The 22,542-nt window shown below is 45.0% G+C and carries 17 protein-coding genes; 9 read left to right on the forward strand and 8 right to left on the reverse strand.

Annotated elements, in window-relative coordinates; all coding sequences use genetic code 11:
- The first annotated feature begins 51 nt into the window (after positions 1 to 51).
- A complete protein-coding gene (locus R7R78_RS10405) occupies positions 52 to 486 on the forward strand; it encodes a GNAT family N-acetyltransferase (protein WP_005379245.1) in 435 nt (144 codons plus the stop codon).
- A gap of 619 nt (positions 487 to 1,105) precedes the next feature.
- Entirely contained in the window at positions 1,106 to 3,892 is a 2,787-nt protein-coding gene (polA, locus tag R7R78_RS10410; protein WP_213964346.1) for a DNA polymerase I, read from the forward strand.
- 747 nt (positions 3,893 to 4,639) lie between these two features.
- Here the strand turns inward: polA and yihA are convergent.
- Positions 4,640 to 5,299 carry a ribosome biogenesis GTP-binding protein YihA/YsxC gene (gene yihA, locus R7R78_RS10415; protein ID WP_064353516.1) on the reverse strand — a complete coding sequence of 220 codons (660 nt, stop codon included), beginning with the start codon at positions 5,297 to 5,299 and terminating at the stop codon, positions 4,640 to 4,642.
- Between the two features lie 159 nt (positions 5,300 to 5,458).
- On the opposite strand from yihA, the gene R7R78_RS10420 reads away from it, so the two are divergent.
- From R7R78_RS10420 to hemN, 5 genes are all read left to right on the forward strand, one after another.
- A complete protein-coding gene (locus tag R7R78_RS10420) occupies positions 5,459 to 6,076 on the forward strand; it encodes a c-type cytochrome (protein ID WP_005379248.1) in 618 nt (205 codons plus the stop codon).
- 838 nt (positions 6,077 to 6,914) lie between these two features.
- A complete protein-coding gene (locus R7R78_RS10425; RefSeq protein ID WP_225473505.1) occupies positions 6,915 to 7,553 on the forward strand; it encodes a class I SAM-dependent methyltransferase in 639 nt (212 codons plus the stop codon).
- A complete protein-coding gene (gene yihI, locus R7R78_RS10430) occupies positions 7,553 to 8,095 on the forward strand; it encodes a Der GTPase-activating protein YihI (protein ID WP_005379252.1) in 543 nt (180 codons plus the stop codon). Before R7R78_RS10425 ends, yihI begins: the two co-directional genes overlap by 1 nt.
- Positions 8,096 to 8,102: 7 nt before the next feature.
- The gene (locus tag R7R78_RS10435; protein ID WP_005379254.1) at positions 8,103 to 8,591 is read left to right on the forward strand and encodes a DUF2489 domain-containing protein; all 489 of its coding nucleotides are present in this window, start codon (positions 8,103 to 8,105) and stop codon (positions 8,589 to 8,591) included.
- A gap of 184 nt (positions 8,592 to 8,775) precedes the next feature.
- Positions 8,776 to 10,167: an oxygen-independent coproporphyrinogen III oxidase gene (hemN, locus tag R7R78_RS10440; RefSeq protein ID WP_225473507.1), complete on the forward strand. Its 1,392-nt coding sequence runs from the start codon at positions 8,776 to 8,778 to the stop codon at positions 10,165 to 10,167.
- A 69-nt stretch (positions 10,168 to 10,236) separates the two neighbouring features.
- Here hemN and add read toward each other — a convergent pair whose 3' ends face one another.
- From add to glnA, 6 genes are all read right to left on the reverse strand, one after another.
- Positions 10,237 to 11,241: an adenosine deaminase gene (add, locus tag R7R78_RS10445; protein ID WP_225473510.1), complete on the reverse strand. Its 1,005-nt coding sequence runs from the start codon at positions 11,239 to 11,241 to the stop codon at positions 10,237 to 10,239.
- Positions 11,242 to 11,388: 147 nt separating this feature from the next.
- Entirely contained in the window at positions 11,389 to 13,935 is a 2,547-nt protein-coding gene (locus R7R78_RS10450; protein WP_145473365.1) for an EAL domain-containing protein, read from the reverse strand.
- A gap of 102 nt (positions 13,936 to 14,037) precedes the next feature.
- On the reverse strand, positions 14,038 to 15,441 hold the full coding sequence (glnG, locus tag R7R78_RS10455) for a nitrogen regulation protein NR(I) (RefSeq protein ID WP_005382967.1): 1,404 nt from the start codon (positions 15,439 to 15,441) through the stop codon (positions 14,038 to 14,040).
- Between the two features lie 57 nt (positions 15,442 to 15,498).
- Positions 15,499 to 16,545 carry a nitrogen regulation protein NR(II) gene (glnL, locus tag R7R78_RS10460; RefSeq protein WP_213960914.1) on the reverse strand — a complete coding sequence of 349 codons (1,047 nt, stop codon included), beginning with the start codon at positions 16,543 to 16,545 and terminating at the stop codon, positions 15,499 to 15,501.
- Between the two features lie 132 nt (positions 16,546 to 16,677).
- Entirely contained in the window at positions 16,678 to 17,259 is a 582-nt protein-coding gene (locus R7R78_RS10465; protein WP_047103732.1) for a DUF4124 domain-containing protein, read from the reverse strand.
- Between the two features lie 195 nt (positions 17,260 to 17,454).
- Entirely contained in the window at positions 17,455 to 18,864 is a 1,410-nt protein-coding gene (gene glnA / locus R7R78_RS10470) for a glutamate--ammonia ligase (protein WP_225473511.1), read from the reverse strand.
- Positions 18,865 to 19,394: 530 nt separating this feature from the next.
- Here glnA and typA point away from each other — a divergent pair.
- Positions 19,395 to 21,224: a translational GTPase TypA gene (gene typA, locus R7R78_RS10475; RefSeq protein ID WP_005379276.1), complete on the forward strand. Its 1,830-nt coding sequence runs from the start codon at positions 19,395 to 19,397 to the stop codon at positions 21,222 to 21,224.
- Positions 21,225 to 21,296: 72 nt separating this feature from the next.
- Positions 21,297 to 21,839: an AAA family ATPase gene (locus tag R7R78_RS10480; RefSeq protein ID WP_065275007.1), complete on the forward strand. Its 543-nt coding sequence runs from the start codon at positions 21,297 to 21,299 to the stop codon at positions 21,837 to 21,839.
- Between the two features lie 31 nt (positions 21,840 to 21,870).
- On the opposite strand, the gene R7R78_RS10485 is transcribed toward R7R78_RS10480, so the two are convergent.
- On the reverse strand, positions 21,871 to 22,512 hold the full coding sequence (locus R7R78_RS10485) for a DUF2959 domain-containing protein (protein WP_005382972.1): 642 nt from the start codon (positions 22,510 to 22,512) through the stop codon (positions 21,871 to 21,873).
- Between the last annotated feature and the right edge of the window lie 30 nt (positions 22,513 to 22,542).

A 22,542-nucleotide genomic window follows, 5' to 3' on the forward strand; every position in this document is an offset into this window, starting at 1 on the left:
AACAGTAACAATCCAAGGTGCTTGGGTATTTTTATTTTGGAGAAGAGAACAATGACAATGCTGATTCGTGAAGGCACATTGGAAGAAGCACTTCAAGTTGTGGCGCGTGTTACCGAGTTTTCGAAAGGAGAAACGGTAGACTCCATGACTCAACGTTTAGAAGAGAAAAACAGTTTAATCCTCGTTGCAGAAAAAAATGGCACGATTGTCGGCTTCAAAATAGGTTACGAATTAGAGGATGGTGTTTTCTATAGCTGGTTAGGTGGTGTTGTCCCTGAAGCTCGAAATGAAGGCGTGGCACAACTGCTTTTGGAAGCTCAAGAGGATTGGGTGGCAGAACAAGGCTACAACACATTAAAAGTGAAATCTCGAAACCAGTTTCCGGCTATGCTTCGCTTGTTATTAAGAAATGGCTATATAATTGAAAAGTTTGAAGAAAAAGTAAATCTTCGAGAATCTCGAGTGCATTTCATTAAAGCAATGTGAAAATAAATGAGATTTTTTCTCATTTAACTGTTGACTACGAAATGAGAATCATTATTATTAAACCTGTCTTAGGGAATGAGGAAAGTTCACAAGGACGTTGAGTGACTTATTAACAGAAGTTAATTAACTGAAAGTTGAGAAGTGATGAAACATTTTTCCGAGAACTTGCACGAATTCTTTTTGACACGACATTGCTCACATTGCTTCCAGTGTAATTTATAGCTTCTTGGTTAAGCTGCTCTATTTACAGAATTTGCTTTACCACTTCTGCTAGGCGACCCCATTCGGGTCGCTTTTTTCTTTTCTACGATTTCTATTTGACGTCACTATTAATATCTTTTCCACATGCGATGATCATTTTAGGATCGTTGATCTTCTCGCCGTTGTGCGAATTTGTTATTATAAATCAATGGTTTGAGTCGATGTTTTCTTGTGTTTTTTGTTATTGGATAACCAGTGGATAATTTCTATAAACAGAGTTATCCACAGGGGTTGGTGTTTTCGTGAATAAAGTCGGAAAAATTTACGCGACCTAGATCGAGCGAACAAGATAGATTCGGATCAGCAGTCATGGCATCCTAGGCAGATCTCTCAAGTACTGAATTGGATACAGACAATTATGGCAAGTATTCCTGAAAATCCGTTGATCCTTATCGACGGCTCTTCTTACCTATATCGCGCTTTTCACGCCTACCCGGGCACCATGAGCAATGGTGAAATTCCAACTAATGCCGTTTACGGCGTCGTGAACATGTTACGCAGCATGATGCGTCAGTTTGCGTCTGAGCGCATCGCGGTGGTTTTCGATGCAAAGGGAAAAACCTTTCGTGATGATATGTATGCAGAATACAAAGCGAATCGTCCGCCAATGCCGGATGACCTGCGTTGTCAAATTGAACCATTACACAATGTTATTCGTGCAATGGGTTTGCCGCTGATCTGTGTTCCTGGCGTCGAGGCGGATGACGTCATCGGTACGTTAGCATACCAAGCATCACAAAAGGGCATGCCTGTATTGATCAGTACTGGTGATAAAGACATGGCGCAGCTAGTGGATGATAACATTACCTTGATCAACACCATGACGAACGTCGTAATGGATCGTGAAGGTGTGGTTGAAAAGTTTGGCATTCCACCTGAGTTGATCATCGACTACTTAGCACTGATGGGCGATAAAGTAGATAACATTCCTGGTGTACCGGGTGTCGGTGATAAAACAGCGACCGCACTACTGCAAGGTATTGGTGGTCTGACGAAGTTGTATGAAAACCTCGATGATATTGCAGGGCTTGGTTTCCGTGGTTCTAAAACCATGGCGAAAAAGCTCATCGACAACAAAGAAAATGCCATGCTTTCGTATGAGCTCGCGACCATCAAATTGGATGTTGAGCTTGAGGAAACGCCAGAATCATTGCTGAAAGCGGAACCAAATAAAGACGAATTAGTGAAGCTGTATGGCCAACTGACGTTTAAATCTTGGTTGAATGAACTACTTGAAGGCGGTTCTGGATCTGTGGAGGCCGTAGAGCTTGCAGGATCTTCACAAGCTTCTTCTTCTCAAGCCGAGATGGAAACTTCTGCGGTAACAATCGATCGCAGCCAATATGAAACAATTCTGGATAAAGAAACCTTCAATGCTTGGCTAGATAAACTTCAAACGGCTGAGCTGTTTGCATTTGATACGGAGACCGATAACCTAGATTACATGCTAGCGAATCTAGTTGGTTTGTCATTCGCTGTCGATGAAGGTATTGCGGCTTATGTGCCAGTTGCACATGACTATTTAGATGCGCCTGAACAGCTTGATCGTGATTGGGTACTAGAACAGCTGAAGCCAATTCTTGAAGATGCAGCGAAAGCAAAAGTCGGTCAAAACTTAAAGTATGATGCGTCTGTACTCGCTCGTTACGACATTGAGCTAAAAGGTATCAAGCACGACACGATGTTGGAATCGTATATCTACAACAGTGTCGGCGGTAAACACGATATGGACAGCTTGGCGCTTCGCTTCCTACAGCACAGCTGCATTTCTTTTGAGCAAATTGCAGGTAAAGGCAAAAATCAGCTTATGTTTAACCAAATCGAACTGGAACAAGCATCGCCATACGCGGCAGAAGATGCGGATGTGACCCTTCGTCTGCACAATCGCTTGTTTGCTAATATCGAGCAGGATGAAAGCCTGAAGACAGTTTACGAAGAGATTGAAATGCCGTTAGTGCCAGTTCTTTCGCGCATTGAACGCACTGGGGTCTTTATTGATGAAATGAAGCTAAGTGCGCAGTCGGTCGAGATTACCGCTCGCCTTGATGAGCTTGAAAAGAAAGCGTACGAAATTGCTGAGCAAGAGTTTAATATGAACTCTCCAAAGCAATTACAAGCCATCCTATTTGAAAAAATGGGTTTACCGGTTGTGAAGAAAACGCCATCAGGCACACCATCGACGAATGAAGAAGTTCTGCAAGAACTCGCGCTAGACTACCCGCTACCAAAACTGATTTTGGAATACCGTGGTTTGGCGAAGCTAAAATCAACTTACACCGACAAACTGCCGAAGATGATCAACCCATCGACGGGACGTGTGCATACTTCTTACCACCAAGCAGTGACTGCAACGGGTCGTCTATCTTCTACTGATCCGAACTTACAGAACATTCCAATTCGTAACGAAGCTGGCCGTCGTATTCGTCAAGCGTTTGTCGCGCCATCAGGGCATAAAATCTTAGCGGTCGACTACTCGCAAATCGAACTACGCATCATGGCGCACCTTTCTGGCGACCAAGCGTTGTTGGATGCATTCCGTGATGGCAAAGATATCCACGCGGCAACCGCAGCAGAAATCATGGGTGTTTCTATTGAAGACGTTTCAAGTGAGCAACGTCGTCGTGCGAAAGCGGTTAATTTCGGTCTTATTTACGGCATGAGTGCGTTTGGTTTGGCGAAGCAATTAGGCATTCCTCGTGGTGAGGCTCAAGCGTACATGGATACATACTTTGAACGTTACCCAGGCGTGATGCAGTACATGGAAGACACACGCAGCACGGCAGCAGATAAAGGGTATGTTGAAACGATTTTTGGTCGACGTTTGCATTTACCAGAAATCAAATCGCGCAACGGGATGCGTCGTAAAGCTGCTGAACGTGCGGCAATCAACGCACCAATGCAAGGTACGGCTGCGGACATCATTAAGAAAGCGATGCTGTTGGTTGATCAGTGGATTCAGGAAGAAGGCAATGGTCGTGTGAAGTTATTAATGCAAGTACACGATGAATTGGTCTTTGAAGTTGAAGAGTCATCATTGTCCGAAATTGAAAGTAAAGTACAGAAATTGATGGAATCTGCAGCAGAGCTAAAAGTACCGTTGGTTGCAGAAGCAGGTCATGGTGATAACTGGGATCAAGCTCATTAGTCATTTTTAGACCAAAATAACCAATTAATTATGAGCCAGCGCACAAACGCTGGCTTTTTTTTGAGATTAAAAAAGCTAGCGCAAAGTTAACTTTGATGTTGCTTAATAAAAGTTTCATGAAAAAAAACTACAAAAATTCTTTGCAATTCTGACCAATTGTTGTACATTAATACTCGTAGGGTACAGAGGTAAGATGTTCTATCTTTCAGACCTTTTGTTTCACGTTATTGGATTAGGCTGATTCAGCCGCCCCAGTCAGTTTTTGACTGGGGCGTTTTTTATTGGGCGAAAGAAAATTATTCTTTTGGATCAGTAGCTTAAAGTAAGCCTTCAAAAACCTTCTTTTTTGACCTTTCTAAGTCACTGCAAAATCTCGATTTTTCCTTCAAATTTATTGCGTTATTCATCCTGTAAATTTACGCCAGTCACACTATTATTTTTTCTTGAAGGAAACTAAGTTACATCTTTTTGAAGCTTTGCTTGGCTTAACTGTCTGAATTGTAATGCTATTGGGTGTTTTTGGAGTGAATGTTTGGTGATAAACAGGAAACAAGAGCGCTTTTTAACCTATTGAAATCGAATCTCAGTTCAGCAATGCTTCGTCACATAACAATAATTACCAATTTTTCTCTCCCGTTATCCCTGCCAGGAAGGTGGGGATTTTTATTGCCTGTTATTTAGTTCAGATAAACAAAAGCCCCACCAAATGGCAGGGCCGTGTCGAAGAAATTTAACAAATATTGTTAATTATTCTTCATCGCTCGCTGGTGTCTCTTGTTCGTCTTCTTCTATCAGGTGCGCTAGTGCTGGTGCAAACCAGGTATCCAGTTTTGCACGTAGCTGATCGACACCTAATCCTTTAAGTGAGGAGAACACATCAACAGAAACGTCACCACCGAAAGTTTCTACTTGCTTACGAACTTTCAGTAGAGTTTGTTTGCGTGCACCACTTTTTAGTTTATCTGCTTTGGTTAGCAAAACTTGCACAGGAATGTGGCTATCGATGGCCCAGAAAATCATTTGTTGGTCGAGATCTTTCATTGGATGACGAATGTCCATTAGAACCACTAAGCCTTTTAGGCACTCGCGTTTCTGTAGGTATTCACCCAAAGATTTCTGCCATTTGTTTTTCATTTCTACCGGTACTTGAGCAAAACCGTATCCAGGTAGATCGACAATGTGACAACCTTCTTCTACTTTGAAAAGGTTGATTAATTGCGTACGACCAGGTGTCTTTGATGTCTTGGCTAAGCTTTTTTGATTAGTTAGACGGTTAAGTGCACTCGATTTACCAGCGTTTGAGCGTCCTGCAAACGCAATTTCGACACCTTCGTCTTCCGGCAGGTGACGAATATCGGGTGCGCTGGTGATGAAATGCGTATTTTGGTAATGAATTTTTACGCTCACTGTTAACTCCATCTCGACTTTGTGTAGTCGATTGATTACTTTTTTGTGAAAATGTGTAAAATAACCGTGCTCGGCATAAGGTCGCCTATTGTACCATGAGTGTACGCGGTATGTTCACATTCCGTGGTACTGGAAGCTTGATAATTATAATGGAATGTCATGAAGAAATTAGCGCTAATTTTGAGTCTTTTAGCCAGTTGCTCAGTATGGGCCCAAGGTAATATTGAGGCTGGTAAAGCAAAATCACAAACCTGTGTCGCCTGTCACGGAGCAGATGGCAACAGTGCAATAACAACGTACCCGAAACTCGCAGGCCAACACGCTAAGTATCTTGAGAAGCAGTTAAAAGAACTTAAGCTAGGCATGACAAGTGGTGGTAAACAAGGTCGTTACGATCCTGTAATGAGTGGTATGGCAATGCCACTGAGCGATGAAGATATCGCAGACCTATCTGCTTACTACGCTTCGCTACCAGTTTCAGAAAACTCAACACCTGAAGATGTAGTAGCAAAAGGCAAAACGCTTTATACCGCTGGTGATGCCGAGCGTGGCCTAACCGCATGTATTGCATGTCATGGTCCTCGTGGCAATGGTACTGAGCTTTCAGGTTTCCCGAAAATTTCTGGTCAGCATGCTGACTACATCAAAGCTCAGCTAGAAAAATTCCGTGATGGCGACCGTGGTAATGATATGAATGCCATGATGCGCGACATCGCGAAGAAAATGACAGACGAAGATATCGAAGTGCTGTCTAAATACGTTGGCGGTCTGCACTAATATACCTAAATCGCTCAAGATCCTGCATCTTGAGCTGGTTGGGTAGATGTCCCTACATCGTTCGAGCAACTTGTACAAAAATGCCCTAGTGAATCCACTAGGGCATTTTTGTTCGTGACAGATATCACAGTCGAGTTTGGATGCGAAAGCGATAGTTGGCTCGGCAGTTTGTGAGACATTTGCCATACTTGATGTTGGCTTTTTCTTGTTAGTGTTTTTAAGTTTTTGATTAAATGATAATTTTGATTTTTTAGAAAAATAGGCGGATTATTTTTTCAACCCATTACTTGTGAGCATAACGGGATGGCGTAAAGTACAAGTCGTTCACAGGGAGTGAATGTAAGGATTTAAGACCACGGTTTAGGTCTCCAAGGATGTAGCTCGGATGCTTGGTGATTTAGAAAGGGATTTAGATAGGTAGGGAGCCTATCAGATAAGGATGGTCATCTCGTCTGACGGTTAAGACAGTGAAACGGATCAGGCACAGGAAGTTGCTCAGTAGACAGGAAGTAAACGGATAGCCAAAACTCATCAGGAAGATGAAAAACAACTCTTTTTGGCAGGGAAAGCTCTAAAAACAAAGGGATCATTGGTGCACCAAATGTGTGCAACACAGTTTCGCCAATTGATGGCACTTAGAAAGCGACAGTCTGACTGTCGCTTTTTTTATATCCGTTGACTTGCTCAGTCGTAACTTGAATTGAGATTACTGCACTTATTTAGCTTTATAGGTTGTAAACAAAGTTTTTTAACAAAAATTGCTGAAAAAATACTCAACAACACTCCAATCCGAGTTCACTTTCTGGTATGTTTCGCATCCCTGTTTGAGGAAGTCAGCATGCATACCTGTCCTTTATGCCAAAATCAGCGCACTCACCATTATTTTGAAGATAAGCGTCGTGAATATCTTCAATGTGAGCAGTGCAGCTTGGTATTCGTAAATCCAGACCAACGTTTGGATGCGGAAAGCGAAAAAGCTCACTATGATTTGCATGAGAACAACCCCGATGATTTGGGTTACCGACGCTTTTTGTCGCGTATTGCTGACCCGATCACAGAGCGAATTTCTCCACAATCAAATGGTATCGACTTTGGTTGTGGTCCTGGCCCAACGCTCTCCTTGATGCTGGAAGAGGCTGGGCACAACATGGCGTTGTACGATCTCTATTACCACTCTGATACGTCGGTTTTAGAAAAAACGTACGACTTCATGACAGCAACAGAGGTGATAGAGCACCTCTACCACCCAGATTTGGTGTGGAAGCAATGGTTGAATTTAGTTAAGCCAGGGGGCTGGATAGGCCTGATGACGAAAATGGTCATCGACGTGGAGGCTTTCAAATCATGGCATTATAAGAACGATCTCACTCACGTAGTGTTCTTTAGTCGTGACACGTTCCAGTTCCTAGCAGAGCGGGATAAGCTCGAACTCGAATTTATTGGTAATGATGTAATTTTACTGAGGAAACCCCAGTAATGAGCCGTAGTAAAAAATCTAGAAAACCGGGTGCCGCTGGTGCACCTGAGTTTGTTGTAACTCGTAACCGTACAGAATCTGATGTGGAAGGCCGCTTACGCAAGCGTGCTAAAAAGCGTAAAGGTCTGAAAACGGGTAACCGTAACTCAGAAGTTAACGAGCAGAAAAAGCAAGCTGCTGCACAAAATCGCGACCCGCGCTTAGGCAGCAAAAAGAAAATACCTCTGATTGTTGAACCTGCGAAGAAAATGACGAAGCAAGAGCGTCGTTTGTCGGCAGAGCAAGAACTAGAGATGCTAGAAAATGACGCGCAATTGAACGTGTTGCTAGACCGTATTGAAGCGGGTGAAAACCTGGGCACAGGTCTACAGAAATTCGTCGATGAGAAACTCGATCGCATTGAGAAGCTAATGGACCAACTAGGCTTGTTGGAACCTGAAGAAGAGGAAGACTTCACTGCACCTGCTGAGAAAAGCACGCGCAACGATGATGACTTGCTGGCAGATTTCGACGACATTAATTTCGACGACTATAAAGGATAATTAAGCTATGAATGTAACCTTATTAGCTATTGCTGGTGTTGTGATTATCATCGCACTCGCTTCTTATGCAGGTTACCTTCTGCTTCAATTGAAAAAGCAAAAGGAATTGCAGCTGAAGCATCAAAAATTGGCGATAGACAAACGTAACGCCAACATTTTTGAGAATGTGCATACCTTGTGTCAGGCGGGCATTCAAGGCCAGTGCGATTTATCTGAAATCAGTATCCGTGTGTATAACATCATGGATTATGTACAAGGTGAAGACCGCGTTGATTTCGATAAAACGTACCCTGCGATTTCTGAGCTTTACCACATCGTGAAAGATATGGCGCGTGGCGAAGAACGCCAACAACTTGCCAAGAAAGAGCGTATGCAACAGAACTTGACGCGTCATAAAGCGGAAAGCCGCCTCACTGATGCGATTATTGAGGAGCTCAAAGTGTTGCAGAAAAACGTCCAGCCACTGAATAATCAAATCAATATTCAGATGATTTAAGCGCGACCCCCAATAGTCTCCTTATGGCTAATGGGGGTATCGTGATCACGCTAGCACTTCTTTAGTTTTATACTTAAAAAGCCAGTCGGTGTTGCCACGCTTGTCATCGTCGTATGGCAAAATAGCGGCTCTGAATATCGGGTGACGGCTTTCGTTGCCCTAGCATTTAACGGAAAGTACCACCATGTCGAATCAACACACTGAATTGAAACAGCAAATAGTCTGGGATCAAGCGGTATTGGATAAGTACAACTATTCCGGGCCTCGTTATACGTCGTACCCAACGGCGCTGGAGTTTCATGAAGCGTTCACCATTTCTGATTATGATATGGCATGCACTCAATACCCAGAACGCCCATTATCGCTGTACGTACACATTCCGTTCTGTCACAAGCTTTGTTACTACTGTGGATGTAATAAAGTCATTACGCGCCACTCGCACAAAGCGGATGAATACCTCGACGTGCTTGAACACGAAATTCGTCAACGTGCTGCATTACTTGTTGGTCGCACCGTGACGCAATTGCATTTTGGTGGTGGTACACCGACGTTTCTCTCTGAAAAGCAAATCACGCGTGTAATGAGCCTGCTACGCCAAGAGTTTACTTTTAGTAGCGATGCTGAAATCAGTATCGAGGTTGACCCGCGTGAAATCGAGCTGATCATGCTGGATCATCTGCGTAGTGAAGGCTTCAATCGCTTGAGCATCGGTGTTCAGGACTTCAACAAAGAAGTGCAAAAACTGGTGAATCGTGAGCAAGATGAAGAGTTCATCGTTGCGATGGTTGCGCGCGCAAAAGAGTTAGGCTTTCGTTCGACGAACCTAGATTTGATTTACGGTTTACCGAAGCAGACCAAAGAATCTTTTGCCAAGACTCTAGAACAAGTGCTAGAGATGCAGCCGGGCCGTCTATCCGTGTTTAACTACGCGCACATGCCACAGCTATTTGCAGCGCAGCGTAAGATTAAAGACGAAGACCTGCCAAAGGCAGAAGAGAAGATGGCGATTCTGCAAGACACCATCGCGACACTGACCGGTGCTGGCTACCAATTTATCGGTATGGACCACTTTGCTTTGCCGGACGATGAACTTGCTGTTGCCCAGCGCGAAGGTATTTTGCATCGCAATTTCCAAGGCTACACCACACAAGGTGAATGTGACTTGGTTGGCTTTGGTGTTTCTGCAATCTCGATGATCGGCGATGCGTACGCGCAAAACCAGAAAGAGCTGAAGAAATACTACGCTCAAGTCAACGAACTTCGTCACGCTCTATGGAAAGGGGTCTCGCTGGACTCTGATGATTTGCTCCGTCGCGAAGTGATTAAGCAGCTGATTTGTAACTTCAAATTAGACAAGAAAGCCATTGAGTCTGAGTTTAAAGTGAGGTTTGAACAGTACTTTAAAGAAGATTTGCAGCTACTTCAGACCTTTATTAACGATGAGCTGGTGGAAGTGGATGATAATGAAATTCGTGTGACGCTGCGAGGTCGTTTGTTGATCCGTAATATTTGTATGAGCTTCGATAAATACCTACGAGCAAAGGCACGTCAGCAACAGTTCTCTCGTGTGATTTAATCAGAGATACAGATTCAAGATATAAAAAATGCCAGCAGATGCTGGCATTTTTTTATGTTTTCGCTGGATTTAAGCGCGATCTTTTACTTTTTCTCTCAGTTCCGATTTTTCTGCTTCTGAAAGGAACGCAATCTCAAGGCCATTGATTTGCGCTTGGCGAATCTGGTCTTGGCTCAGGCCAGCGGCTGGTGCCGCTACTTCGTATTCGTATGGCAGTTCGATGCCTTCAACCGCTGGATCGTCAGTGTTCAGACACGCAAGAACGCCATGCTCTAGGAACTGCTTGAGAGGGTGGTTTTCTAGCGTTTCTACCGTACTTGTTTGGTAGTTTGACGTCAGGCAAGATTCAATACCAATGCGGTTTTCTGCTAGGTAATCCATCAGTTTTGGATCGTGAATCGCTTTTACACCGTGACCGATACGAGTTGCGCCCAGCTCATTAATTGCTTGCCACATGCTCTCTGCACCTGCTGCTTCACCAGCATGGATCGTTACCCCAAGGCCAGCATCGCGTACTTGCTTGAAGTGAGACACAAAGCGATCACCCGGTTGGCCTAGCTCGTCACCCGCAAGGTCGACGGCAACGATGTGATCTTTCTGGCTCAGAATGCCGTCCAGTTCTTGTTGACATGCGTCAGTACCAAATGTACGACTCATGATACCGATCAGGTTGGCTTTCACGCCAAAATCGCGCATACCCGCTTGCACACCGTCCACGACGGCTTCAACAACCCCCGCTACTGGTAGTTTGTGTTTCATCGCCATGTAGTAAGGAGAGAAACGCAGCTCTGCGTAATCGATTTGTGCGTTTAGCGCGTCTTCTACGTTTTCGTACGCGACACGACGACACGCATCTAGATCGCCCAGTACAGCAACACCCCAGTCGAGCTTAGAAAGGAAAGCAACAAGAGAGGGTTCCGCTTCGACAATTTGAACGTGAGGAGTGAGAGACTCAATATCGTACGCTGGTAGGGCAATGCCAAACTTTTGGCCTAGCTCAAGAATCGTTTTAGTACGAATGTTACCGTCGAGGTGACGGTGCAAATCAGTAAGAGGAAGGTTCTTCGTTATCATTTTGTCGATCCGGATAGTTATGAACTGGAACAGGGCCCAAACATCATCTGTGACAATACATGGGTAAGATTTGCAGTTAAGTATAAATAACAGTTGGGTAGATTGTCAGTAGAGGATGACTAGGAAATCAACGATTCTCGCTCTTTTCTACTTCATGTTCACCAAATGTGTTGGCCATTCTTCTAGTGGCATAGGGCGGCTGTAGTAGAAGCCTTGCACCTGATTACAGCCTAAAGAGCGCAGTAATTGTGCTTGATTGCTATCCTCGACACCTTCCGCGACGACATTAGTTTTGAGACCTGCTGTGATATTGATGACGGCAGCGACGACTGAACTGTTTAAGTTTTCTTGTGTGAGTTGATTGATGAAGGTGCGATCAATCTTCAAGCAGGTAAACGGCAGAGAGTGGAGGTAACCCAGTGATGAGTAGCCGGTGCCAAAGTCATCTATCGCGATACCAATACCCATTTCACGCAGTTTAGTCATATTTTCTAGTGTGGTCGGTGCGCTATCAATGATACGTGATTCTGTGATCTCTAGTGTGAGGTTACTTGCTGGTAATTTCGTGATATCCAATACGCTTGTCACCGTATCAACAAAACTTGGGCAGGATAGTTGATTAACGGAGATATTCACATGCAGTTGGAAGTCCGACGGCCACTGTTTGCTTTCGATCGCTTGGTAAGTGTCGCGACAAGCTTGTAACAGAATCTGTTGGCCGATGGCTTTGATCATGCCGCTTTCTTCCGCGATTGGGATAAAATCTAATGGTGACACCATACCTGAGTCGCTATGCCAACGCGCAAGTGCTTCGGCGCCACACACTGTGCCACTGACGAGATCCACAATCGGTTGGTAATGAGGAATAAACTCTCGGTTTTCAATGCCAGTTTGGATCTTGGTCAGCATTTGTGTACGAAACTTTGAAGCGCTCGCTAGTTCTGGGCTGTAGTGACAAACACCAGTCAGTGAGTCTTGTTTAGCGTAACTTAATGCGATGCTGGCGTTGCGTAACCATAAAGGCATGGTTTCGTTTGGCTGGGTTTGTACAATACCAAGTGAAATCTTCATCACTACATTTTCGCCTTCCACCATAAATGGGGTGGAAAAGAGTTGCTGTAATCGACGCTCGGTTTGTTTAATTTTGGTTTCCGTGTCGACATTTGAGAGAAACACCGCGAATTCGTCACCACCAATCCGAGCCAATAATGCGTTGTCACGAAACTGCTGTTTTAACCTTTCAGCGATGCTGACCAACAGCTGGTCGCCGTTGTGATGACCCACACTGTCGTTGATATCTCTAAATTTGTTGATACCAAGTAAAAATAAACTGCCGTGACAAAGATCAGACTGATTTTCACAGATTTCGACCAAACCCTGACGGCTATATAAGCGTGTTAGAGAGTCATAAACCAACTGTTCACGCAATGCTTTGAATGAAGCTCTTAGATTGTTCGCCATTTCATTAAAAGCATGAACCAGTACGGTTGTCTCATACACATAACCAGGCTTTGGCATGCCGCTATCCCAATCCCCATTTGCCAGGTGCTGAGCGGCGGCGGCCGTCGCGTTAATTGGTCTAGTAACTCGGTTGAAAATGATCCAACTGATGGCGATCCCAAATAGGCTTACAATAATGCCAACGAGCCAACTCTCTTGCTGGCTTTTCGGTAACAGGCCGAGAAGCTCGGACTCCGAAATGGAGGTGCCAATAAACCATGTTAAGCCATCTTGGTCTCGATACGGGGTTAGCCGACTGAAAATACGTTGGCCATCATGTTCAAATGAAAAAGTATAAGGTTGCTTGGTGTTGTTGAGATCGAAAGACCGGACGCGGCTCGCACTGATTTTGATGATCGGGTCTGCGTTTTCAGCGGCAAGCAAACGCTGCCCTTTATCCGAAAATTTTGTGCCCCATGAGATGACGCTTCCCGGGCCTGAGTGAGCGATTAAACGATGATCTGGGTCCATGATGTAGACCGACGCTTTAGTGTTGTATTTTAACTCGCGCAGGAACTCGTTGAATGTATTGATACGAATGTCTGTCACCAAAACACCAGCAAATTGGTCGTGTTTGTACACCGGCGTCATGGCTGATAGCGTAATATCCTGGCGTTCATCAGCGTTGGTATAAATTTCAGACCAAGTGGCGTCTTGGCTATCTGCAACGGGCTTATACCATGGGCGAGTGCGAGGATCGTATTGGGAGATAACCGTTCGAATGTTGTTACTCACATGGTTGGTTCCATAAATAACCAGATCACCATCGGTGTGGCGATCTTGCACCATTAAGGTGTAATCGTCGGAAAGCTCGCGGCGAAAGCCTGCAAAGTCGCCGTTTTCTGAACCAAATGCGATTACATCCAACTGCGGTATCGATTGGTAAAGATTTTTGAATGCACTCAGCAGGTAGTTTTGAATGTCTGAGGTATCGTGAGGGCGATAAAGGTTGTGATAGCTGACGTTGTGCGCGAGAGCCATAACCGCAGTAAAAGGCTTACGTAGATAGCTATTGAGGTGGTCGTGGACGCTTTCGGTTAACACGGAAAGTTGCTTGTCACTGATATCCGTGACCACTTCTTCGTAACTTTGTTTTTGGACGTAGACAATGACACCGATCGCCAGTAAGAAGATCATGACAAATGGAATCAGAACAGCAGTACGCAGTGTAATTTGAGTCGTAGCAGTAGACATCGCCTAATCACATAGATGGTGGTGCGCCACAATTGTACTGATGTTTTTATTAATATCGAGTGACAAACGACGCTCGTTGTTAACGCACCACGTAAGTGATTGTCAGTACAATTCTTTTAATTTTCTGGTGAGTGTATTTCGCCCCCAGCCTAATACTTTAGCGGCATCTTGCTTATGACCTTTAGTGTGCTCTAAGGCTGCTTCTAATAAAATGCGTTCAAATTCTGGTAAAGCGTAAGAAAGTAGTTCTTTATCTCCTGCTGCGAGTGAATGCCGTGCCCAATCCGCCAATTGTTCTTGCCAACTACCATGTGCAGAGTCTGAAATGGATTTTTTCTCTTCGAGTAGTTCGCTTGGCAAGTCATTTGGTAACACTTCGCTACCACTGGCCATAACGGTTAACCAACGGCAAATATTCTCTAATTGACGAACGTTGCCAGGCCAATCAAGGCGGTTAAGAATCTCCACGGTCGACGGGTGGAGAGTTTTTGTTTCCACACCAAGCTCATCAGCCGCACGGATAAGAAAATGCTGTGTAAGCTTTTCAATGTCTTGCTTACGCTCACGCAGTGCCGGGATCTGAACGCGAATCACGTTTAAGCGATGAAATAGGTCCTCACGGAAGTCACCTTCGTGCACCAGCTTTTCTAAGTTCTGGTGTGTTGCCGCGACAATTCGTACATCGACACTGATCGGAGAGTGACCGCCCACTCGATAAAACTGCCCGTCAGCTAGAACGCGTAGTAAACGAGTTTGAATGTCCAATGGCATGTCGCCGATTTCGTCTAAAAATAGAGTGCCGCCATTGGCTTGTTCGAATCGTCCTTGACGAACATTGTTTGCCCCCGTAAACGCGCCTTTTTCGTGGCCAAACAGTTCCGATTCAATCAAGTCTTTGGGAATCGCCGCCATATTGAGCGCAATGAAAGGTTTGTTAGCACGTGGACTGTGACGGTGCAGTGCATGAGCAACGAGTTCTTTACCCGTGCCCGATTCACCGTTAATCAAGACTGAAATAGAGGAGCGAGAAAGACGACCAATGGCGCGAAACACCTCTTGCATCGCTGGTGCTTCACCGATAATTTCAGGCGTTTCTGCTGGAATGTCTTCTGGAGAGAGCTGCTCGCGTTTGTGTTCGTGGCTGTGTGCAATGGCTCGTTCAACCAGAGTTAAAGTTTCATCAATATCAAAAGGTTTTGGTAAATATTCAAAAGCACCTTTTTGGTACGCATTCACTGCCGCATCTAAATCTGAGTGTGCGGTCATGATAATCACGGGAAGGTCTGGGTAATCGCGCTGTACTTGTTTTAGTAGCTCCAACCCATCAATACCTGGCATGCGAATGTCTGATACTAGAACATCCGGCACTTCGCGTTCGAGCGCCATTAACACGCTTTCTCCATCGGCATAGGTTTCACATTTGATGTTGGCAGAGGAGAGCGTTTTCTCCATTACCCAGCGAATTGAACTGTCGTCATCAACGACCCAAACATATCCTTTACTCATGTAGTAATCCTTGCAGCAAACCGAAAAACTGACGCGACTTGAAGTCCATTAGCGCAATCAGATCGGCAGATAAATAGTAAATGTTGTGTGACCAGGCCAGCTTTCTACGTCTATTTTTCCATTGTGCTGGTCGATCAAATTTTGCGAAATAGATAGCCCTAATCCAGTTCCTCCCTCGCGGCCACTGACCATGGGATAGAACAGCGTGTCTTGTAGTTCCGGTTGAATACCTGGGCCGTTGTCTGTGATTTCGACACGAGCAGCGAGTTTACAGCGTTTGCCGTGAATATTGGCTTGATGCACCGTTCTGGTGCGAATGGTTATTTTCCCGTGTTCTTGATGGCTAAGAATTTGTGCGGCGTTGCTGACGATATTAAGCATTGCCTGTTCGATTTGGTCTGTATCCATCAAAATCTCTGGCAAGCTTGGGTCATAATCTCGTTCAATGATGATTGAGCGTTGTGACTCTAATTCAACCAGTTGGCGAACCTTTTCAAGAATTTGGTGCAGATTCTCTTGTGTCTTCTTACCTGGCTTTTGCGGTCCTAGTAATCGATCCACGAGCGCCCTTAAACGGTCTGCTTGCTCAATGATGATGTGTGTATATTCGGTGAGAGAGGGCTCTGGCAGCATTTTTTCTAGCAATTGCGCCGCACCGCGTAAGCCGCCAAGCGGATTTTTAATCTCATGTGCAAGCCCTCGGACTAACAGCTTCGCTGCTTGTTGTTGGGCGTGTTGGTTCAGTTCTTGAGAGAGTCGGCGCTGCTGATCAATTTTGCGCATCTCGACCAGAAGCATCAACTGCTTTTGCCAAGTGATAGGGCTAACCGTCACCTCTAGCATTAAAGGGCGGCCATCAACAACGAAAGTGACGTCACTGTCGGTGATGCTTTGGCCACTTTGCAACGGTTGAGTGAGCAGCGCGAGATCCAGCGACGCATGCTGAATCAATTGAGAAAGTGATTGTTCAATAATTCGTTTGGCGCTTTGAGAAAACAGCAATTCGGCAGCCGGATTGGCATAACGGATGGCCAATCCATCATCAAGAATCAGCGTTGCTGTCACCATATTGTTGAGAATGGCACTAGGAAGACTGGTATCCACATTACGTCCTTGTTTTGCTTTAAGATTGTGCGATGCACAATAATGGTGCAATTGAACGTTAAGTATGGCGAATAAATCTTAGAAGAAAAAGTGAAAAGCATCGCTGTGATGTGATTTTTTTCACCAGATATTCTATTTTGCCCCTTTTACGGTCGGCTTAACACTTGCTCTATGTAAATGCACCGTTATAGGGCTAGTAGATGCAATAAGCTTGCCGCTTCTTTTCGCGTGCACAGCAAGTGTGTGAGTGCCTCGGTCAATATTGTTTAACTGCCACACTATATGGTTTTGTGGTGCACCATAAGGTTTTCCATCGAGTAACAATTGCAATTGCTCACCGATACCAAGCTTGCGATTGGTTTCTAATTGAATATTGATGATGCCTCGATTGCTGCGGATGGTCTCGTTGTGCTTGGGAGTCAGCATCGAGAGTTCTAATGGAAGAGGCTTCTCGGTTGTTTTCTCTGGCTTGTTTTGTGATGCAGTAGATGGCGTAGTCTGAGGTGCGAGCGATTCAGTACTTTCTACCTCAGGAGCTGGTGCGCTGGCTTCAAGGTTTGGCAGTGCGATCGCTTTTGCTCCTTTGTTTGGCGTATCACTAAAGTGAACCACGCCATTTTCATCTACCCACGTATACGCGACCTGCGCGAAGGCGATAGAGGCGATTAACAATCCGCTGAGTGCACACAGTGATGGAATAAGCTGAACTTTCATTGCTCACCTTCTCTTGTTCGATGATTTCACGTTTCAATGGCTTAGCTCTTTGACCTGTAAGGAAAAATTCTAAGCGTATTTTTATTATCCCCTCATGTTAAACGTCGAAGCTTGAGTGGCGAATACAAAAAAGGCCCGCCTGCGAGGCGAGCCTAATATTTTATTGCTGTGTTTACATTTTACACAGTGTCGACCTTACACAGAGTAGTAAAGTTCGAACTCAACAGGGTGAGTTGTCATGTTTACACGCTCTACGTCCTGAGACTTAAGGTCGATGTATGAATCGATGAAGTCGTCAGAGAATACGCCGCCCGCTGTTAAGAACTCACGATCAGCATCTAGCTCTGCTAGCGCGTCTTTTAGTGAGTATGCAACAGTTGGGATTTCTGCTGCTTCTTCAGCTGGAAGATCGTAAAGGTCTTTATCCATCGCTTCGCCTGGGTGGATCTTATTCTTGATACCGTCAAGACCAGCCATAAGCATTGCTGCGAAACATAGGTATGGGTTCGCCGCTGGGTCACCGAAACGAACTTCGATACGACGTGCTTTCGGGCTTGGTACCACTGGGATACGGATTGAAGCAGAGCGGTTACGCGCTGAGTAAGCTAGCATTACTGGTGCTTCGAAGCCTGGTACAAGACGTTTGTACGAGTTTGTTGATGGGTTAGCGAATGCGTTGATTGCACGAGCGTGTTTGATGATACCACCGATGTAGTAAAGCGCCATTTCAGATAGACCGCCGTACTTGTCACCAGCAAATAGGTTTACGCCATCTTTTGCTAGAGACTGGTGAACGTGCATACCGCTGCCGTTGTCGCCAACAAGTGGTTTAGGCATAAACGTCGCTGTTTTACCAAACGCGTGAGCAACGTTGTGTACAACGTACTTGTAGATTTGGATTTCGTCAGCTTTGGTTGTTAGCGTGTTGAAACGAGTTGCGATTTCGTTTTGACCCGCCGTTGCCACTTCGTGGTGGTGCGCTTCAACAACAAGACCCATTTCTTCCATTACTAGACACATAGCAGAACGGATGTCTTGAGATGAATCTACTGGAGCTACTGGGAAGTAACCACCTTTAACGCCTGGACGGTGACCTTTGTTACCTTCTTCGTAGTCAGAACCTGTGTTCCATGCCGCTTCTACGTCGTCGATCTTGAAGAAAGAGCCTGACATGTCCGTCGAGAACTTCACGTCATCAAATAGGAAGAATTCTGGCTCAGGACCGACAAGTACAGTATCTGCAACACCTGTAGAACGCATGAAGTCTTCAGCGCGTTTTGCGATAGAGCGTGGGTCACGGTCATAGCCTTGCATTGTTGCAGGCTCTAAGATGTCACAACGGATATTTAGTGTTGCGTCTTCCGTGAATGGGTCAAGCACAGCAGAAGATGCGTCAGGCATCATTACCATGTCTGATTCGTTGATACCTTTCCAGCCAGCAACTGATGAACCATCGAACATTTTACCTTCTTCGAAGAAGTCTGCGTCGATTTGGTGAGCAGGGATCGAAATGTGCTGCTCTTTACCTTTTGTATCAGTGAAGCGTAGGTCAACAAACTTAACTTCGTTTTCTTGGATCAGCGATAGAACGTTTTCTACTGACATCTTGGATAACCTCCAGTGTTAATAAGCGGTAAAAGCTCGATTTATGAATTATTCATGAAACCTGGCATTGATTAATCAATTTGACTTTTCATTAATCGATGCTGTTTTAACTAAAGCCAAAACCGTGCCAAAAAAAATATTCCATTAATTTCAAGCAATTGTGTTTTTGAATGCTAGTTTGGTGCACTTGCTTGCACCAAAATGATCTTTGCTTGCACTATTATGGTGCCAAAAATCATTGTTGCACCATAATGTGACAGGTACATTGCGTATTCAGCCCATTTTTTGAGCAAGAGTCAATTTGAATTATGCATCGATTAGAATAAAGTTGCGTTTAATCAATTCGTTCTGAGGAAGAAAATGGGCATTAAGCGTAAAAATCGCAGAAATGCTCGGGAGTAGATCACATATTTCTAGGCTTTTTGCTAAAATCTGGTACATTATGGCCGTTTTTTTAATCAGCAAATGTCGCCAGAGAGCACCCGTTCTCAGCGTGGGGGCATTTCATCTATCTAAGTGAATCAATATCCATGGCTACTCCACAGATTGATAAATTAAGAAATATCGCGATCATCGCGCACGTTGACCACGGTAAAACGACGTTGGTTGACAAGCTGCTACAACAATCAGGCACGCTTGAGTCTCGCGGTGAAGCTGAAGAGCGAGTCATGGACTCGAACGACATCGAGAAAGAGCGCGGTATTACCATTCTTGCTAAAAACACAGCAATCGACTGGAACGATTACCGTATCAACATCGTAGATACTCCGGGACACGCGGACTTCGGTGGTGAAGTTGAGCGTATCATGTCGATGGTAGACTCTGTACTACTTATCGTTGACGCTGTTGATGGTCCAATGCCTCAAACGCGTTTCGTAACACAAAAAGCGTTTGCTCACGGTCTAAAACCAATCGTTGTAATCAACAAGATTGACCGCCCTGGTGCACGTCCTGATTGGGTTATGGACCAAGTGTTCGATCTATTCGACAACCTAGGTGCAACTGATGACCAGCTAGACTTTAAAGTAGTTTACGCATCAGCACTTAACGGTTGGGCTTCTCTAGAAGAAGGCGAAACTGGCGAGAACATGGAACCATTATTCCAAACTATCGTTGATGTTGTTGACGCGCCAAATGTTGACCTTGATGGTCCACTACAGATGCAAGTTTCTCAGCTAGACTACAGCTCTTACGTTGGTGTTATCGGCGTGGCTCGCGTAACTCGTGGTAGCGTTAAACCAAACCAGCAGGTAACCATTATTGGTGCTGACGGTAAAACTCGCAACGGTAAAGTGGGTACAGTAATGGGCTACCTTGGCCTAGAGCGTCACGAAGTGGAACAAGCTAACGCGGGTGATATCATCGCAATCACTGGTCTTGGCGAGCTGAAAATTTCTGACACTATCTGTGCACAAAACGCAGTAGAAGCATTACCACCATTGTCTGTTGATGAACCAACAGTAACGATGACGTTCCAAGTAAACACGTCTCCATTCGCGGGTAAAGAAGGTAAGTTCGTAACGTCACGTAACATCCTTGAGCGTCTTGAGAAGGAATTGGTACACAACGTTGCACTACGCGTTGAGCAAACAGACGATCCAGATAAATTCCGCGTATCAGGTCGTGGTGAACTTCACCTTTCTATCCTGATCGAAAACATGCGTCGTGAAGGCTTCGAGCTTGCGGTATCTCGTCCAGAAGTAATCATCAAAGAAGAAGATGGTCAGTTGATGGAACCGTTCGAAACGGTAACTATCGACGTAATGGAAGAGCACCAAGGCGGCATCATGGAGAACATCGGCCTACGTAAAGGTGAGCTGAAAGACATGTCTCCAGACGGTAAAGGTCGTGTACGTATGGACTTCGTTATGCCATCACGTGGTCTGATCGGTTTCCAAACGGAATTCATGACACTGACTTCAGGTTCAGGTCTTCTTTACCATACGTTTGATCACTACGGCCCTCACAAAGGCGGTAACATCGGTCAACGTGTAAACGGTGTACTAATCGCGAACGCGATGGGTAAAGCGCTAACTAACGCACTGTTCAACCTTCAAGAGCGTGGTCGTCTATTTATCGGTCACGGTGTTGAAGTTTACGAAGGTATGGTTATCGGTATTCACAGCCGTGACAACGACCTAACGGTAAACGCACTGAAAGGTAAGCAGCTAACCAACGTTCGTGCATCAGGTACAGATGACGCACAGGTTCTTACTCCGCCAATCAAGATGACTCTTGAGCAAGCACTAGAATTCATCGATGACGACGAGCTAGTAGAAGTAACGCCTGAAAGCATCCGTATCCGTAAGAAGTTCCTAACGGAAAGCGACCGTAAGCGTGCTTCTCGTGGCGCGAAATAATTTTCGTTAAGCGATTCAATTAAGAAGAAGCCTCGAGTTATGCTCGGGGCTTTTTGTTTTCTGGAGTTGAATATGAACCCGATTATTATCACCGGTGGGCCTGGTGCGGGAAAAACAACACTGCTGAATGCGCTAGACGCGTGTGGTTACGCCACGTTTCCTGAAGGGTCTCGCGACTTGATTGAGCAGCAAAGCCAGTTAGAAAATGGTATTTTGCCGTGGACGAATTTACCTGAGTTTGCCAAGTTATGCCTTGGGTTGATGGACAAACAAAAGAGTGATGCGCGTTGTCATGATGTTGCGTTTGTTGATCGCGCCATCCCCGACATCATTGCATACCTACAAGTGGGCGGCTGTAAGGTTGACCAAGCTTTCTTAACCGAAAGCGCTGGGTACCATAGTCAGGTGTTTACTTGTCGACCTGAAGCATCCATTTACGTACAAGATGAAGTGCGTCCGCACAGCTTTGAAGAAGCATTGGAGATTCATCAGTCGTTAGTGAGTGTCTATACTGAGTTGGGTTATGAAGTGGTAGAAGTGCCATGGGGAACTGTGCCAGAGAGGGTAGGCTTTGTTCGAAGAGTCATCGGTTTACTCGGTAAGGTCGCCGACTAAAACCTCCTCGCTAGGAGGAGGTCTGAATCATTTACTTTTGATTGAGCTTTTGTAGGAATTTATCGGACTCTGCAATCGCTTCGTTCATTTGTTTGATCGCAAACTGAATGTCCTTCTCTAAGCTAGAGAACTCACCTTGCAAAGAACCAATCGCACTGGCGTTAAGGTTGTGTTTTAAGTACAACGTGTTGTCACGCAGCGTGTCCAGTACCGGTGTCATCTTTTTCTCTGCACGCTTCATAGCGCTAAGCATGGTTTTGTACGAGGCTTTGGTTTCACGTAGCTTTTGCTCGCTTGAACGACGCAGTTTCGCACTCGAGTACAGCTCTAGCTCATCTTGCCACTCATCAAACAGTGCGCCGGATACGTCTTCAATCGCAGCAATACGGTCACGTACGTCTTGAGCCGCTTTTTCGCTATCTTCGTATTTGTCATTGATGTTGTTGTAGACATTTTCTAGCTCACCACCATCAAAGTTGGTGATCGCAGATAAGGCTTCAAGTGCACTGGTGAATTCTTCTTGTGCATCTTGTTGAGATTCTTTGGCATCTTCGACGCGGTCGACCATAATATCTCGTTTATGATACCCAACCTGCTCCATTGCTGAGTAATAAGCAGATTGACACCCTGTTAAAGTGAAAATTGATAGTACAATTGCTAATAAATAAGGCATTCTTATGTCCTCGGCGCTAATTATGGGATG

The sequence above is a fragment of the Vibrio sp. 2134-1 genome (assembly GCF_033339495.1).